This is a genomic window from Brevibacillus brevis NBRC 100599 (genome assembly GCF_000010165.1).
Classification (GTDB): Bacteria; Bacillota; Bacilli; order Brevibacillales; family Brevibacillaceae; genus Brevibacillus; species Brevibacillus brevis_D.
Map to the genome: position 1 here is coordinate 4,029,933 of NC_012491.1, position 15,960 is coordinate 4,045,892.

The window sequence follows — 15,960 nt, forward strand, 5'->3', positions numbered from 1 at the left end:
TAAGGCGCAGTAACATTTAAGGTTTTTTGGGTTGTGGTTTTGGCAGATTCGCCTGTACTTCTGGGTTCCCGATCGTATGTACAGCTGCTGGATTGTATACCATCCCCTGCTTCTCTGCTTCTTTTTGCAGGCGATCCCGGTTGGTCATTTGTTCAATTTGCAATTTCAACGTTGCATTTTTTTCTGCCGTCACACGGTTTTCATGTTTGGTGGTCTGGATTTCGTAATTCAACTGGGAAATTTGCGAGTAGCGGACACCCACTAGACCCAAGCCGACGACGGTTAACGAGATAAATAAGAGATACAGCAATTTTTCTCCGGTCGGAATCGTTGGCTTGATTCGGACCGTGCGCTTTGTTGTTTTCGTTACAGAGCGGGATTGTTGTTCCAGCTCCATAGCTAAATTCCCTCGGTAGTAATAACTCATCGCTTCTCCCTCCCCTTTCTCGTCGATCCCGGTCTACAGCTTCTCCGCTACCCGTAGTTTAGCTGATCGTGCACGTTTGTTTGCTTCTAATTCTTCTTCTGATGGCAAAATCGGCTTTCTTGTAATGACTTTTACTACTGCTTTATTTCCGCATGTACAAATCGGAAAGGCTGGCGGGCACGTGCACCCTTTTGAAAAGTCTTGATAAATTTGCTTGCAGATTCTGTCCTCTAAGGAATGAAACGTAATGACACTTACGCGACCTTCTGGATTCAAAACCTCAATTGCATCGACGACGGCCTCTTTGAATGCATCCAATTCATCATTGACAGCGATCCGAATTGCCTGAAAGGTACGCTTCGCCGGATGGGGTCCGGTACGGCGCGCAGCGGCAGGAATTCCTTCCTTAATCAACTCAACGAGTTCACCTGTTGTTTGAATCGGCTGCTTCTTCCGTTGTTGAACGATTTGCCGGGCAATTCGGCGGGAAAATTTCTCTTCTCCGTACAGCCAAATGATCTTGGCAATCTCTTCTTCATCCCACTCATTGATAATGTCATAGGCGGACAATGGTGCTTGCTGATCCATTCTCATATCCAAGGGCGCATCGGCGTTGTAGCTGAAGCCGCGCTCTCCCTCGTCCAATTGTGGAGAGGATACCCCGAGGTCAAATAACACCCCGTCTACACCAGACAAGCCTAAATCTTTCACAATGTCTTTGATATGGCGGAAGTTGCTCTTTACCAGCGTGACTCTGTCCATATAGGAAGCGAGTCTTTCGCGGGCATTATCCAGTGCCCAGTCGTCCTGATCGATGGCGATAAGACGACCGCCCTCCGTCAGCTTGGAAGCAATCAAACTGCTATGCCCAGCTCCGCCGAGTGTACAGTCTACATAAATGCCCCCAGGACGAATGTTTAGCCCTTGGACAGCCTCATCCATCAAAACGGTTACGTGATGAAACGACAATGTCGTCACTCCTGTTCTTCTCGCTGCTACAAATTAAAATCAACCAGTTTTTCGGCAATTTCTCCAAAAGAGCCTTCTGACTGGGCAAAATAATCTTCCCAGCGTTCCTTGCTCCATACCTCTACACGGTTTGATACCCCGATGATCACACATTCTTTTTGCATGCCTGCATGCTCACGTAAATTGGGTGGTATGTTTACCCTTCCCTGCTTGTCCCACTCACATTCGGTGGCACCTGAAAAGAAAAATCGTGTAAATGCGCGAGCATCTGCTTTTGTAAATGGGAGAGACTTAAGTCTTTCCTCTAGTTGTTTCCACTCATCTTGCGGATAAGCAAACAAACATTGGTCCAGACCGCGGGTAATCACAAAGGAAGTACCGAGCCCTTCACGGAATTTGGCTGGGATCGTCAGGCGGCCTTTTTCGTCGATGCTGTGCTGATATTCCCCCATGAACACGCCCTGGTCCCCCACTTTCCTGTCGGTTGGCTCCACTTTCCCCCACTTTTCCCCACCTAGTACCTATTTGTTATTATAAAAAAAAATCCTGCGTTTGTATGCAGGATTTTTTCGCATATTTTTTTGCCGGGAAAAGACGGGATTCGAGGGACTATTCGACCCAGCTTTCCAAGTAGGATTTTTGCGCATCTGTCAATTTGTCGATTCCGATGTTCAGAGCTTCTAATTTGTACTGAGCCACCATTTGATCCAACTCGAATGGTACGTTCAGCACTTTTTTGCCAATGTTTTTGTACTGTTCATTGACATAAGCCAAGGATACCGCTTGCAAAGCAAAGGTCATATCCATGATTTCAGCCGGATGTCCGTCACCAGCAGCCAGGTTCACGAGGCGGCCTTCTGCGAGCAGATACACTTTTCGACCATCAGTCAAGACAAATTCTTCAATATCTTTACGCACAATACGGGAAGAAGTCGACATGGCATTCAGGTCAACCTTGTTTACTTCGACATCGAAGTGACCTGCGTTGGACAAGATTGCGCCATCTTTCATCACAGCAAAATGCTCTTTGCTGATGATATCGCGGTTACCTGTCACTGTTACGAAGTAGTCACCATGCTTCGCAGCTTCGAGCATTGGCATTACTTCAAATCCATCCATGTAAGCTTCTACCGCTTTGATTGGGTCGATTTCGGTTACGATTACTTTTGCGCCCAAACCTTTTGCACGCATTGCTACACCTTTACCGCACCAGCCATAGCCAGCTACCACAACTGTTTTACCAGCAACAACGAGGTTTGTTGTACGGTTGATACCATCCCATACGGATTGACCAGTACCATAGCGGTTGTCGAACAAGTATTTGCAGAATGCATCGTTTACGGCAACCATTGGGAACTCCAGCTTGCCTTCTTTCTCCAACGCTTTCAGGCGCAAAATACCTGTTGTCGTTTCTTCTGCACCACCGCGCACTTGAGACAGCAGATCACGGCGCTCGCTATGCAAAATAGTAATCAGGTCGCCACCGTCATCAATGATCAGGTCAGGACGAGTTTCCAGCGTTTTGATCAGATGCTCTTTGTATTCAGCAGGATCTGGATTGTATTTCGCAAATACGCGGATACCGTCTTCCACCAATGCTGCACAAATATCATCTTGCGTGGACAGCGGGTTGGAACCGGTAATGGTTACTTCAGCGCCACCAGCTTGAACTACTTTTGCCAGATAAGCTGTTTTTGCTTCCAAGTGCAAGGAGATCGCAACTTTCAGGCCTGCAAACGGCTGCTCTTTTTCAAAGCGCTCACGAATGCGGTTTAAGACAGGCATGTGTTCTTTTACCCAATCAATTTTCAGATGGCCGTTGTGCGCCAACGCCATATCTTTTACGATGCTTTCAGATACTGTGTTCATGTACGGATGGACCTCCTTTTATCTCATAAAGCAACCTTGTCTATCATATCATACGCAAGTTCAACCATCATCAGTTTTTCCAATTATTTTCCTATTAGCGGTAGTTTACGCTCCGCGGTTTCTACCGTAAGTAGCTCCAAAAAGCGCAACAAAGCCTGCGGCATCCATTTCTTTTTATGGTAGACCAACTGTCGGAAAACACGGATATCCGGATGGGAAAACGAGAGTATTACTAGTGTACCATTTTTTACTTCTTCTTGTACGACAATTTTCGGAAGTAACGCAATTCCTAAATCATAGGCAACGCATTGTTTAATCGCTTCCAGACTGCCAAATTCAAAAGAAGATTCCACGGTGGCGCCGGCTTCACGTAACACCGATTCCATCATCCCGCGGTAACTGCATCCCTTTTCTGTAAAAATCCAGGTTTCTCCGGTAAAATCATGGGTTTCTACCTTCTCTTTTTTCACAAGCGGATGGGTAGGGGCAGCAACAACAACTAGTTTTTCCTCACCTAAAACGACATTTTCCAGCTCAGATTGATCTTGTAGCCAATCGAGCACAAAAGCGAAATCGAACTTTCCTTCCTTTACTCCCTGCCTCAAGTCTTGGCAGATACCCGGTGCAAGCATGATCCGCATACGCGGCTGCTCCAAGCGGAATTTTTGCAAATAAGGAGGTAAATAAAAGGCTGCCAATGACTCCACTGTTCCGATACGCAACGTTCCTGCCAGTTGCGCTTGCTCTGACAGATTCGCTTTTGCCTCATCTAATACAGCTTGTAGCTGTTCGCTGTAGCCTAGAAGCACTTCGCCTGCATGGGTAAGCCTGATCTTTTTGCCCCAACGCTCGAATAGGCTGACACCGAACTCCGACTCCAGATTTTGAATTTGGGTCGTCACACTCGACTGCGCGTAACCCAGCACTTCTGCTGCACGAGTAAAGCTTTGGCATTTTGCTACTTCACGGAAGGTTTGCAAATAACGAGTATCCAGATTCCCCCCTCATTTCATCGAAAAAATCGATTTGAATCATCTAATATTATAGATAACTCCGATAATTATGTCTATGCTACACTTCAGTTATCAACGACAAGGTAAGTAAAAAAAGTGAGGGATCTACCTATGGGGAAATTATCCACGCAAGCCCCCGGTCTAGCTAAAACTCTGCGACTTCCACAGATCGTCGCCTTATACATCGGGGCTGTGATCGGTTCCGGCGTATTGCTCATCCCTGGACTCGCAGCTGAGAAGGCTGGCCCTGCTTCCATTTTAGCTTGGCTCGTCATGTCTATTCTCGTCCTGCCCATGGCCATTACGATGGGGCTGTTATCTGCTCGTTATCCGAGCTCAGGCGGAGTCTCTACATTTGTACGGACAGCGTACGGAGATCGATTCGGAAACATGGTTGGCTGGTTCTTTCTCTTATCTGTCCCGATTGGCGCACCGATTCTGAGTGTGACAGGGGCCAACTACATTGCCATCCTGCTGAACTGGAGTGAGTCGCAAGTATATGTGGCGGCTGGTCTGCTTCTTCTCGCTGTCCTTATGATGAATGTTGTAGGCTTGCATGTAGCTGCACGTGTCCAAACCGTTGTTGTCTCGCTGATTATCACGATTTTGATTTTGGCCGTTGTCGCCAGCATTCCACATGCCTCCGTCACTCACTTTACCCCTTTTTTGCCAAACGGTTGGCTAAGTGTCGTGCAAGCAGCAGGTCTAATGTTCTGGTGCTTCATTGGGTGGGAAGCCGTGACGCATCTCTCAGAGGAATTCGTCGATCCTGCAAAAAACGCGATTCGCGGTGTTTTGTGGAGTGCGGGAATCGTCGCTCTCTTGTATTTTGCCGTAGCCTTTATGACTGTGGCTACGCATAGCTACGGAGGCGGTATCTCGGCTGCCTCGCTCAGTGTCATGGTTCAACTCTCCTTAGGACCGATCGGCGGGTGGATTGTAGCTGTAACCGCCTTGTTCATTTGTATCGCAACAGCCAACGCTTACATTGGAGCTGCGTCGCGCATCGCCTATTCGTTGGCCCAAGAAAAGATCGCTCCTCGCTGGTTTGGCACTCTCCACGCAAAATACCGGACACCAACCGGCGGACTTCTGTTTCTCTCCCTTTGTTTTGTCGTCGTTCTTGGCGTACTCTATTTCGACGTGATCGACTTGTCGAGACTCATCGAGCTGCCCAATGCTACCTTTTTTGCGACTTACATCGGCGGGTGTCTAGCTGGAGTCCGGCTCTTGCACAATAGTCGCGTAGGCAGAATCGCTTCCTGGACTTCTCTCGTGTGTACAGTAGGACTCTATCCTTTTTTGGGGTGGTCCGCTCTCTATCCGCTTTTGATTGCACTCGTGCTTTTTATCTGCCAAAAACGTCATACCTGAAAGAAAAAAAGGCTGGGGTCGTGTCCCAGCCTTCTTTTCTTATTCATCTTTTCCAATCAGCCGAAACGTTTTGCCATCACTGGAGGTGAGGTAAAACGTACGATCAACACTTCCGCCCAAATCTCCTGCGTAATATTGAATCGTCATTCTATATTTATTCATTCCGATTTTGGCAAAGTACATCAGCTCATTAAACTGCGGAAACCGGACATAATCATACACTTCATACTGCATAAACGAAAAATGCTCGCGTAAAAATGATTCGCTCACAGCGAGATTGTTTTTCTTTACATACGCGACCAAGTCATCATAGCGACGAATCTTTTGCTTATCCATCACGTCACCTACAAATGACGAGACTGCTTGTGTCATTGCCTTTTTCTCGCTCTCCGATACGTTGCCAGGGTACAGCTCATCGATTTTTGTTTCCAAACGATTTAACAGGACGACTGCCTGTGCTCTGTTGATTTTGTCATCAGGACGAAAGCTTCCATCTGGAAAGCCTGCCAAAATCCCCATTTTGTAGGCAGGGTAGACCGTCATCACCTGTGTTTCATTTTCGACCGAAAGATCCGTGAAAAATTTTGCAGTCGTTCCCCGATATTTTTCCCCTTCTGATTGATGCCCGATGGCCGCCAGCAAGGTTCTTGCCGCTTCCAACCGTGTCATGCTTTCCGTCGGTTTCCCGGATGGCATAATACCCGCTGAAGCTAAATGGTGATAGGTTTTTTCCGACCAACGTCCCGCAGCAGCCTGCAAGTAGGTCTCTTTGATATAGCTTTCAGGCTCATGGCCTGTGAAGGAAGGTATGACGCGTTCAATCAGGGATAAAAACTGTTCTTGCGTCACCGTTTGCTCTGGCTTAAAGGTTCCGTCGGGAAAACCTTTGATCAATCCTTTTTTGGTAGCAATCCCTATTTCCTTTGCCGCCCAATGTCCATTTGTGTCGATAAATGCAGGGGAATTGGCCACGTATTCTTCCCGTGCGTCGGCCTTTTTCATTCCTACGGTTGCTATGCCCGTCAATAAAACCGACAAGCTAACAACTAGTAGAGTGGCTTTTTTCCCGATTTGTTGTAATGTAATCTGCATCCCGAGTACCACCTTTCCCCAAAAACAATCCATTACTACTAATACGCAGAATTTGTCGGAAAAGTTTCGGCATAATTGGAAGAAAAGTTTTCCATCTCCTTAAACAACAAAAAAATAGTCGGGTCCACTTCTAGGACGATCCGACTATTTTGCGCTGCAATTTACAGGTAATAAAGTTGATGAGTACCATCATGCGCGAATGGCGCATCTACTAATCGGTCAATCAAACCAAGACCATACTTATTTGCAAACGGGAAAAACGAATGCTTTCTTTCTTGCAGCCCACCTTCGGGCAACAAAGCGGTCTCAATTCGTTGGACGCGCACGTGCTCTACGTCATCCTTTTGCTGTAGCGAACGAATCAGACGCTCTTCCAAAAAGGAGACTTGCTCTAACAGCAGCTTACTATTTTTCTCAGCCAGACCACGCAATCCGCCATCCAGAGAAACGACTTCCTCTACCAACGGACGATAGATCGACATCATCGACTCCCGTGCCGAAGCGAATTGCTGCTCCAGTGGATGTGGCGCCTGGTTTTTGGACCACTCGGTTTTCCAAGCGGCGAAATCAGTCAAGACTCGTTCAACAGAAAGCCCCAAGCTATCCAGCAGTCTCAGTTGAGCACCTTCCACAAGGGTAATGGACATACGAGGCAATACGATCGGCATCTGCATCCCGAATAGCTCGAATACCTCCCGATAAAACGCCCAGTACGAAATCTCGCCCGGACCTCCAATGAAGGCAAGCGTAGGAAACAGATGCTCCTGCATCAACCCACGGGTTACAACATTTGTACTAAAACGCTCCGGGGAATCTGCGACCTGCTTGAGCAATTCATCGCGACTGTAAGCACGTCTCCGATTGATGAAGCGCTCTCCGTGACGTTCCAGCAGCAATCGATCATCGCCCTCATAGACGAACAGATTGGCCTGATGCTCTTCCACTTGCAATTGAAGCGGATAGCCAGCAGTTGAAATCCGATCCGCTGCCCGCAGCAACACCTTCGTCAATTGCTCATTGTTTTCAATGATCTGTGAAAAAATGGGTTGCTGTAGTTCACGAACGAACGGCAACGAGGATTCAACCAGAACGAGACCGTGCTTGCCAAACATTTTTGCCATCAAGCGGGCAAACCACTCTGCGACTGTGCGCGAATCTGCCGCAGTCTGCGTCAGCAACTCACGAATCTGTTTGGTTTCGGCAGTCTCTGTTTGTCCCTGGAAAAACTTCTCCAGGAACTGCGTACACAGCTCAGGGTCCAAGGGTAGCGTACTTACCGATTGGCGGCCCTTTTTGTTCAGAGCCAGTCGCTCTTTATGCAGGCGCTTTCCATCGTCCGCTCCCCAGTACACATGATCGATCTCATCGATGTCATGGTCTTCGCCAGCAATCCAGAACACCGGAATGACGTTCGCCTGAAGCTCGGCAGACAACCTCTTCGCTGCCTGGATCAGATGAACAGCTTTGTTGACCGTATAGAGTGGTCCACCCAGAACTCCTGCTTGCTGACCGCCGATGACCACATAGGTGTCCGGCCGTTTGAGCAACTCGATATTTTTCAGTGCTTCAGGGTGAGAGCCCATCTCTTTATTAAAACGATATAAACCTTCCACGAGCTGGTTCCGGTGAGGATAGGATTGACTTTGGAGCCATTCCACGCGTTCTCGGTAGGACTGTTCACGGTAGGGATTATGCGCAAAAAACTGTAATGCAGAGGCATTTTGCTGCTGGTACTCCTGTGCCAGCGGATTCGCCAATGGAAGCGCAAGACATTCAACATTCATGCAAGCTCACCTTTCTTCGGGCCATGGTCAACCAAAATTATAACATGCTCCACAGCCACAAAAAACAAGACAACCCACTTTAATGGGTTGTCAAAGTGTAATACAAGCTTGTTTGCGCTTGCATTAAAATTGCGGTGGGTTGACGGACCAGATTAACAAAGCTTCCGTTTCTCCTGTATTTTCGATTGAGTGCGTTTTACTGCTGTCAAATGAAATACTGTCTCCTGCTTCCAATACATGCTCTTCATCGTTGAAGCGTGCTGTCACACTTCCAGTGATGACCGTGAAGCACTCTTCTCCCTCTGACTGCACGAACTTGTCAACAGCCATTTCTCCAGGCATCAGTCGCACTTCCAGCATCCCCAGCTTGGCACTACCTCCCATCGAGAGTAGCGAATAAGTGCCCGTCGATTCAGGAAAGACCAGTTGTCTGCGTTTTTGCAAGCGAGTCACATGCACCTGCTTTTGATCAATATCTTCGAAAAAATGAATGATGGGTGACTCCAGAGCTTTGGTGATTTTCCACAGCGAATCCAGTGACGGCTGCGAAATTCCACGCTCTACTTGGCTCAGCAAACCTTTGCTCAACCCTGTCTTTCCTGCCATAATTTCCAAGGTAAAGCCGCGTTCTTTCCGAATCATTCGAATCTTATGACCGATGGTCTCGATGGGAAGTCGCATAGTTCCAACCTTCTTTCTTATCGGAATAAATACGATATGTATCAACAGTGCTTTACACGACACCCATCGTTTTGATAATTCCGGTCGTAAACAGCACTATGTAGACGATTCCAAACCAGAGAAACGACAATCGCCAGGCTGAAAATCCTACCTTTTTGAGGGAGAGCCGCCCCTTCAACTTCATCTGTACCCACCCAAGGAGCATGATTACCACCAGGTAAAAACAGATTACCCACCACCAAGCGGAAAATGCCTCGGGCCAAATCAGTTCGTAAGTGGAAACGGCAGAGCGAATCACCAAAAGATTCGTGATATTTATCGCGAAGCGGCCTGCCAATTTCTTGTTCCGCGTCATTCCATACAAGATGAAATAAACGATCGGAAATCCGAGAAACGGCACAACCGTCAGCGTCCCCCACAAATAGGCCCAGACATTCGCCAAAAAGGTCATCTACTGTCGCCTCCCTCCTTCCGTATTCCCATGTCTGACTTAAGAAGGATAACGCGAAGCAAGGTTTCGTGCAGCGGTGTCGGAATACCGGCCTTTTGTCCTACTTGGACGAGATAGCCGTTGATAGACTGCACTTCCGTCGGTCTGCGCTTCTTAATATCCTGCAGCATGGAGGAAAGATTACGGGAAGTATTTCGGCAAATGGAGACAATTTCCTGCAAGTCTGCATCCTCGATTTTTTGTCCGGCATACGCAGCCACTGTAGCTGCTTCCACAAATAAAGCACGCATGAGCTGTTGCGTATGTGAATTTTCGAGGAGAGCACCATTTGGGATTTCAAAAAGCGCGGTTAACGGATTGATCAGCGCATTTGCGATGAGCTTGCGCCAAGCGAAGGGCTGTATTGCCTTTTCATAGACAGCCTCCATGCCTGTTGATATTGCCCACTCAACAAATGTGCGAATCAGTGGATCATTGCAATCAGACGTCTCCCAAGAGCCTACGCGCAAAGTACCTGTACCGGTATGCACGACTTCTGTAGGCGACAATCTCCTTGCCCCTTCCGTATTAATCGCAAAGAAGCACTGTGTCTCCGTTAAAACGGTTCGAAGCAATTCGTAATGACCCATGCCATTTTGCAAAGCGATCACTCTTGCCTTGAGGTCTAACCCTCGTAAGGCTGGAAGCACGCTATGCAAATCTGGCTGCTTTACAGTTAACAGATACAGATTCCCTTCAGGCAATCCTTCTTCAATGGGGCTCGCGGTGACGGAAACAGTGACTGTCTCGCTATTCAGCTTTTGAAAGCTGAGCCCGCGTTCATTTAGCTGATTCGCCTGGAGTGAACTGCGTGTGACAATCGTGACAGGTTGTCCAGCAAGTGCGAGCCTCGCTGCATACAGCAACCCGACAGACCCGCCACCTACCACTACCACCTGACACATCATTGGTTCTAGCAGCATTTGTTCACCCACATTAATCAATGCTTATTTTTCAAGAATAACAGAGTTTTCGGGATTGTTCAATTGATTGCCACAAAAAAAGATCGAAATTATCGAAATATTCCTAGGCCCTTTCACATTTTTTGTAAAAAAATAAGGCTATCGCCCTTTGACGATAGCCTGACCCCTGATTTATACGGGATAAACAGCATGCTTTCTGTCCGAAAAAACGTGGCGCTTTTCCTTGTAAACCTCGTAGCGTTGGATTAATTCGCGTCTCAGTTCGCTTGGAGGTATAACAGCATCTACAATCAAGTTCGATGCCAGCAAGTACAGATCGATGTCTTCCTGATATTCTCTACGTTTTTCCTGAATAAACGCTTGACGCTCTGCCGGGTCCTCAATCGCCTGTATTTTGTTACTGTAGACGGCATTAACGGCTGCTTCTGGTCCCATTACGGCGATTTGGGCACCGGGCAGTGCGAGGCAAGCATCTGGTTCAAATGCAGAGCTGGCCATTGCATACAAGCCGGCACCATACGCTTTGCGTACAATGACGGATATTTTCGGTACCGTGGCTTCCGCCATGGCGGAGATCATTTTTGCCCCGTGTCTGATAATGCCTGCCCGCTCTACGGCTGTCCCAATCATAAAGCCAGGAACATCCGCCAAGAACAACAGTGGAATGGAAAACGCATCGCACAGTGTGATGAATCGAGCCGCCTTGTCAGCCGAATCGACAAACAAAACGCCTCCCTTCACACGCGGCTGGTTGGCAATGATTCCGACAGGCTTGCCATCCAGACGTGCCAATCCGGTAATCAGCTCTTGAGCAAATAATTTTTTGATCTCAAAGAACGAATCCTCGTCGACCAATGCTGTAATGACATCATGCATATTGAAAGCTGCATTTTGGTTCTCGGGCACGATGCTCGTGATTTCTTTCGCTGTTGACACAGGGGCCTTTGCCAGTGCAGTCGGTGGCGTCGATGTATAGTTCGCCGGGAAGAAACGCAGATAGCTACGCGCTGCTTGAATCGCTTCTTCTTCATTGGCCGCTAGTACGTCGCCACATCCGCTGACGGAGCAATGCATGCGTGCACCGCCCAACTCTTCCAAGCTCACTTTTTCTCCGATCACCATTTCCGCCATACGCGGAGAGCCCAAGTACATGCTCGCGTTTTTGTCGACCATGATGACAATGTCACAAAAAGCTGGGATATAAGCGCCACCAGCAGCAGAAGGTCCAAACAAAATGCACACTTGTGGAATTTTGCCGGATAGCTTCACTTGGTTGTAAAAAATTCGCCCAGCCCCCCGTCGGCCTGGGAACATCTCCAATTGGTCCGTGATACGCGCTCCTGCTGAATCGACCAGGTAGAGAAGTGGAACACGCATTTTTTCGGCTGTCTCTTGAATGCGAATAATTTTTTCGACGGTCCGCGATCCCCAGGACCCGGCTTTCACTGTTGAATCGTTGGCCATCACGCAGACAGTTTGACCATTTACCTTGCCAATTGCGGTCACAACTCCATCCGCCGGCAGATCTCCTGCCATGACATTCGCGAACAACCCATCCTCAACCATGAACTCGTCATCGAACAATAGCTTGAGGCGATCGCGAACGAACAGCTTGTTTTGCTCCTTGAGCTTGTCATGATACTTGGCATCGCCCCCTTGCACTACTTGGGCGATTTTTTCGTGCAATGTGTCTTCCAAATGTTTGGTCATCAGCGTAATCCCCCTCGTCACTCTCCGCGGTATATCGGTTTTCGTTTTTCTTGAAAAGCTGTGAGTCCTTCTAGGCGGTCTTTCGTTGGGACGAGCAGCTTGTACGCGTTGCTTTCAATCTGAAGTCCGCTTGCTAGCTCGACCTCTCCTCCACAATCAATGGCAAACTTGGCTTGGGCTTGGGCAAGTGGAGCATTCGCTGAAATTTGCTCGGCCAAAGAAATGGCTGTCGCCATGAGTTGATCAGCGGGAACTATCCGATTAACTAACCCGATGGACAGTGCCTCCTCTGGAAATACACGCCGCGCCGTAAAAATCAGTTCCTTGGCGACGCCTTTTCCAACTAGCCGAGGTAAACGTTGTGTTCCGCCAGCACCCGGGATGATCCCGAGCGAGGTCTCCGTTAATCCCATCTGGGCCTGCTCACTCATGATTCGCAGATCGCACGCCAGCGCCAATTCTGTACCGCCTCCCAGCGCCAGCCCGTTAATCGCCGCGATGACTGGTTTCGGTAGCTTTTCCAGCTCTGTGAACGTATCTCGAATCGTTTGGATATAGACATCGACCTGCTGTGGTGACATGGAGCGCCGCTCTCTCAAATCTGCACCGGAGCAAAACGCCTTGTCACCAGCACCTGTCACAATGACTGTCCGGATGTCACGATCATGGCTGATTTCACTGATCAAGCCGCGCAGAGTCACAAGTGTTTCAAGATTGAGGCAGTTAAAAACTTCTGGCCGTTGCAGCGTTAGTACGCCGATCGCGCCCTCTCTTTGCAGGGAAACCGTCATCTTTTATCCCCTCTTTGCGAATGTGTGGAAAATACAGATCATCCAGCTGGTTTGCTTGCGAGGGATGCCCGCAGGACTTTTGAGGGGAGCTCTTTGCCCAACTGCTGCCCAATATACGCGCCAGCCTCAATCAACTTCTCGAGATCGACGCCCGTTTCATAGTCCATTCCATGCAACATGTAGACCAAATCTTCAGTCGAAATGTTGCCGGCAGCTCCTGGCGCATACGGGCATCCGCCGAGGCCACCGATTGAGCTGTCAAAGATGCGGATTCCTTCCTCTAGCGCTGCTGCTACGTTCGCCAATCCCGTTCCTCTCGTATCATGGAAATGGGCGGCTAAGCGCTCGTTCGTAACATCTTTCACAAGCTCTCCAAAGACCTCATGAACCTGCTTCGGTGTTGCAACCCCGATCGTATCCCCGAGAGAAATCTCGTACACTCCCATTTTCAACAGAGCCTCTGTCACCCTGCGGCTATTGTCTAGCGGAACGTTTCCCTCGTATGGACAACCGAATACCGTTGAGATATATCCGCGAACTTTCATCCCGATAGCCAGCGCTTCCTGGGCAACCTCCCGCAGGATCGGATACGTGTCTGCTATCGGTTTATTGATATTTTTTTGATTATGCGTTTCAGAGGCAGACATGAACAGGGCAATCTCTGTCAGTCCGCTTTGGCGCGCCCGCTCCAGGCCGCGAATATTGGGTACCAATGCACTGAGCATTACCCCTTGGCTGCGATTGATTCCCTGCAAGACCTCGTCAGCATCCGCTAATTGCGGTATCCATTTCGGATTCACAAACGAACTTACTTCTATCCGCTTCAAGCCTGCTGCCATCAGCTTATGAATCAGTGCGATTTTTGCCGCTGCCGGAACGATCGCGCTCTCATTTTGCAGCCCATCACGAGGACCGACCTCCACGATTTGTACACGCACAACAAGTCACCCCCTCGCCTAGCGGCCGCTCAGTTTAGAAGCATTTTAATCCTATTCCAAAACGACGATGATATCGCCATCGTTGACAAAATCGCCAATATTCGCTTTTACTTCCACAACCTTGCCTGAGGCTTGAGCCTGTACAGGAACTTCCATTTTCATCGATTCCAGTACAAGAACGTCTTGTCCTTCATTAATCTCGTCACCTGGCTGCACCAGGACGTTTATAACGGTTCCTGCCATATTGGCTGCTACTTGTTTCATAGATGGTTCTCTCCCTTACATATCGTTTTTGTTAGCTTAACGTTTTTCCGAGCTTGACGCGGCTCCACGCTCAGTAACGAACCATGTCGTATAGTTACCTGCTCGGAATTGTTCGTCCTGTAATACTTCTTGCAAAAACGGAATGTTCGTTTTAATGCCAGTAATCAGAAAATGATCCATAGCCTTCTGCGCCTGTTGCACAGCCTCTTCTCTTGTCACCCCAGATACAATGACCTTTGCAATCATCGGGTCGTAAAAAGGAGTCACCTGTGTACCTGTCTCTACCCCATCATCAATTCGTACATCCTCAAATGCTGGTGGCTGGTACAACGTAATCGTCCCTGGTGAGGGCAGGAAGGTGACAGGGTCTTCCGCATAGACACGCAGCTCAATCGCGTGACGCAGAGCCTTGACGTCCTCTTGCTTGATCGACAGCGGGTGACCATCAGCAATGTCCAGTTGGAGCGACACGAGGTCAATGCCCGTCATTTCTTCCGTCACGGGATGCTCCACTTGTAAGCGTGTATTCATTTCCAAGAAGTAAAAGTTTTTCTGCTCATCTACGATAAATTCGACTGTTCCTACACCCGAGTAGCCCACTGCTTTCGCTGCTGTAACCGCTGCATCGCACAGAAGCTCTCGAGTTGCTGTGCTCAAAAAGGGCGAAGGGCTTTCCTCGAGCACCTTTTGATGTCTGCGCTGTATGGAGCATTCCCGTTCTAATAAGTGGATGACGTTTCCATCCTGATCGGCGACCACCTGCACTTCGATGTGGTGCGGGCGTTCTACGTATTTCTCCAAGTACATCGCATCGTTTCCGAAATACGCTTTTGCGCGACCTTTCGCCGATTGGTACGCTTGACGCAGCTCTGCCTCGTCTCGACAAATGTGCATCCCGATTCCTCCGCCGCCAGCACTGGCCTTGAGCATCACGGGATATCCGATGGACACCGCGATGACAGCTGCTTCATCTGGAGAATCGATAGCCTGTTCGCACCCTGGAACGACTGGTACTCCCGCAGCCTCCATCATACGTCGGGCAGTCAGCTTGTCACCCATTTGACCGATAACCTCGGGGGTAGGCCCAATGAATAGGAGACCTGCCTCCAGAACGCGGCGGGCAAAAGCTTCGTTTTCTGACAAAAGACCGTAGCCTGGATGAATGGCATCGGCACCGGTGCTTTTCGCTGCTGCAAGAATGGCCTCTACGTTCAGGTAACTGTGTGGAACGGGCGGTGGACCAATATGGACGGACTCATCTGCTTCACGTACAAACGGCAGATCCTTGTCTGCATCCGAATAGACAGCAACCGTAGCCACTCCTCTTGCCTTGCATGTACGGATAATTCGTCTGGCAATCTCACCACGGTTTGCGATTAATACCTTATTCATGGCAACGCTCCCCTCCTTGACAAACCGACTACAACCGTAAGCGCTTCCAAATTGTTTGCCTGGTTTGTATCATGTGATGCTACTTTCTATTGTGCCACGAGAACGATCATAGTTCTAGAATGAAATTTTAAATTTTTCCAAGATAGCGAAATCATTTCCTGCCAATCCCTCCAATAAAAAAAGAAAAACACTTCGGAAAAGCCAATCATCGTGTATAATAAAGGGGCGGGGCCAAAAGGTGGC

General features: G+C 48.7%; 16 protein-coding genes. 1 reads left to right on the top strand and 15 read right to left on the bottom strand.

Going from position 1 to position 15,960, the window contains the following annotated elements; translation table 11 throughout:
- Positions 1–16: 16 nt before the first annotated feature.
- The 5 genes from ftsL to BBR47_RS19270 all read right to left on the bottom strand — a co-directional run bounded on the left by ftsL (position 17) and on the right by BBR47_RS19270 (position 4,245).
- Positions 17–427, bottom strand: a complete 411-nt coding sequence (gene ftsL, locus BBR47_RS19250) for a cell division protein FtsL (RefSeq protein ID WP_015892103.1) — start codon at positions 425–427, stop codon at positions 17–19.
- Between the two features lie 33 nt (positions 428–460).
- Positions 461–1,405: a 16S rRNA (cytosine(1402)-N(4))-methyltransferase RsmH gene (gene rsmH / locus BBR47_RS19255; protein WP_015892104.1), complete on the bottom strand. Its 945-nt coding sequence runs from the start codon at positions 1,403–1,405 to the stop codon at positions 461–463.
- A 17-nt stretch (positions 1,406–1,422) separates the two neighbouring features.
- Entirely contained in the window at positions 1,423–1,854 is a 432-nt protein-coding gene (gene mraZ, locus BBR47_RS19260; RefSeq protein ID WP_007717680.1) for a division/cell wall cluster transcriptional repressor MraZ, read from the bottom strand.
- A gap of 151 nt (positions 1,855–2,005) precedes the next feature.
- Entirely contained in the window at positions 2,006–3,265 is a 1,260-nt protein-coding gene (locus tag BBR47_RS19265; protein WP_015892105.1) for an adenosylhomocysteinase, read from the bottom strand.
- Positions 3,266–3,348: 83 nt separating this feature from the next.
- A complete protein-coding gene (locus BBR47_RS19270; protein ID WP_015892106.1) occupies positions 3,349–4,245 on the bottom strand; it encodes a LysR family transcriptional regulator in 897 nt (298 codons plus the stop codon).
- A 144-nt stretch (positions 4,246–4,389) separates the two neighbouring features.
- Between BBR47_RS19270 and BBR47_RS19275 the strand changes: the two genes are divergently transcribed.
- Positions 4,390–5,652 (top strand): APC family permease, encoded by a 1,263-nt coding sequence (locus BBR47_RS19275; protein WP_015892107.1) that lies wholly within the window; start codon positions 4,390–4,392, stop codon positions 5,650–5,652.
- 39 nt (positions 5,653–5,691) lie between these two features.
- Here the strand turns inward: BBR47_RS19275 and BBR47_RS19280 are convergent, their stop codons facing one another.
- The 10 genes from BBR47_RS19280 to BBR47_RS19325 all read right to left on the bottom strand — a co-directional run bounded on the left by BBR47_RS19280 (position 5,692) and on the right by BBR47_RS19325 (position 15,717).
- On the bottom strand, positions 5,692–6,744 hold the full coding sequence (locus tag BBR47_RS19280) for an S-layer homology domain-containing protein (protein WP_015892108.1): 1,053 nt from the start codon (positions 6,742–6,744) through the stop codon (positions 5,692–5,694).
- 161 nt (positions 6,745–6,905) lie between these two features.
- Positions 6,906–8,528 carry a bacillithiol biosynthesis cysteine-adding enzyme BshC gene (gene bshC / locus BBR47_RS19285; RefSeq protein WP_015892109.1) on the bottom strand — a complete coding sequence of 541 codons (1,623 nt, stop codon included), beginning with the start codon at positions 8,526–8,528 and terminating at the stop codon, positions 6,906–6,908.
- 123 nt (positions 8,529–8,651) lie between these two features.
- On the bottom strand, positions 8,652–9,209 hold the full coding sequence (locus BBR47_RS19290; RefSeq protein ID WP_015892110.1) for a helix-turn-helix domain-containing protein: 558 nt from the start codon (positions 9,207–9,209) through the stop codon (positions 8,652–8,654).
- A gap of 52 nt (positions 9,210–9,261) precedes the next feature.
- Entirely contained in the window at positions 9,262–9,660 is a 399-nt protein-coding gene (locus tag BBR47_RS19295) for a DUF3397 domain-containing protein (RefSeq protein WP_015892111.1), read from the bottom strand.
- Positions 9,657–10,622: a ketopantoate reductase family protein gene (locus tag BBR47_RS19300; RefSeq protein ID WP_041749524.1), complete on the bottom strand. Its 966-nt coding sequence runs from the start codon at positions 10,620–10,622 to the stop codon at positions 9,657–9,659. The genes BBR47_RS19295 and BBR47_RS19300 overlap by 4 nt, the downstream gene beginning before the upstream one ends.
- Before the next feature lie 171 nt (positions 10,623–10,793).
- Positions 10,794–12,332 carry an acyl-CoA carboxylase subunit beta gene (locus tag BBR47_RS19305; protein ID WP_015892113.1) on the bottom strand — a complete coding sequence of 513 codons (1,539 nt, stop codon included), beginning with the start codon at positions 12,330–12,332 and terminating at the stop codon, positions 10,794–10,796.
- Positions 12,333–12,349: 17 nt separating this feature from the next.
- Positions 12,350–13,123, bottom strand: coding sequence for an enoyl-CoA hydratase-related protein (locus BBR47_RS19310; RefSeq protein WP_015892114.1), 774 nt, complete (start codon positions 13,121–13,123; stop codon positions 12,350–12,352).
- Positions 13,124–13,161: 38 nt separating this feature from the next.
- The gene (locus BBR47_RS19315) at positions 13,162–14,061 is read right to left on the bottom strand and encodes a hydroxymethylglutaryl-CoA lyase (protein ID WP_015892115.1); all 900 of its coding nucleotides are present in this window, start codon (positions 14,059–14,061) and stop codon (positions 13,162–13,164) included.
- 51 nt (positions 14,062–14,112) lie between these two features.
- Entirely contained in the window at positions 14,113–14,325 is a 213-nt protein-coding gene (locus BBR47_RS19320; protein WP_015892116.1) for a biotin/lipoyl-containing protein, read from the bottom strand.
- Positions 14,326–14,361: 36 nt separating this feature from the next.
- Positions 14,362–15,717 carry an acetyl-CoA carboxylase biotin carboxylase subunit gene (locus BBR47_RS19325; RefSeq protein WP_015892117.1) on the bottom strand — a complete coding sequence of 452 codons (1,356 nt, stop codon included), beginning with the start codon at positions 15,715–15,717 and terminating at the stop codon, positions 14,362–14,364.
- Positions 15,718–15,960 lie beyond the last annotated feature (243 nt).

Bases quoted from the DNA above. Each gene is read 5' to 3' on its own strand.
- ftsL (WP_015892103.1), bottom strand. From the start codon at position 427: ATGAGTTATTACTACCGAGGGAATTTAGCTATGGAGCTGGAACAACAA.
- BBR47_RS19265 (WP_015892105.1), bottom strand. From the start codon at position 3,265: ATGAACACAGTATCTGAAAGCATCGTAAAAGATATGGCGTTGGCGCAC.
- BBR47_RS19275 (WP_015892107.1), top strand. From the start codon at position 4,390: ATGGGGAAATTATCCACGCAAGCCCCCGGTCTAGCTAAAACTCTGCGA.
- BBR47_RS19280 (WP_015892108.1), bottom strand. From the start codon at position 6,744: ATGCAGATTACATTACAACAAATCGGGAAAAAAGCCACTCTACTAGTT.
- bshC (WP_015892109.1), bottom strand. From the start codon at position 8,528: ATGAATGTTGAATGTCTTGCGCTTCCATTGGCGAATCCGCTGGCACAG.
- BBR47_RS19290 (WP_015892110.1), bottom strand. From the start codon at position 9,209: ATGCGACTTCCCATCGAGACCATCGGTCATAAGATTCGAATGATTCGG.
- BBR47_RS19295 (WP_015892111.1), bottom strand. From the start codon at position 9,660: ATGACCTTTTTGGCGAATGTCTGGGCCTATTTGTGGGGGACGCTGACG.
- BBR47_RS19300 (WP_041749524.1), bottom strand. From the start codon at position 10,622: ATGCTGCTAGAACCAATGATGTGTCAGGTGGTAGTGGTAGGTGGCGGG.
- BBR47_RS19305 (WP_015892113.1), bottom strand. From the start codon at position 12,332: ATGACCAAACATTTGGAAGACACATTGCACGAAAAAATCGCCCAAGTA.
- BBR47_RS19310 (WP_015892114.1), bottom strand. From the start codon at position 13,123: ATGACGGTTTCCCTGCAAAGAGAGGGCGCGATCGGCGTACTAACGCTG.
- BBR47_RS19320 (WP_015892116.1), bottom strand. From the start codon at position 14,325: ATGAAACAAGTAGCAGCCAATATGGCAGGAACCGTTATAAACGTCCTG.
- BBR47_RS19325 (WP_015892117.1), bottom strand. From the start codon at position 15,717: ATGAATAAGGTATTAATCGCAAACCGTGGTGAGATTGCCAGACGAATT.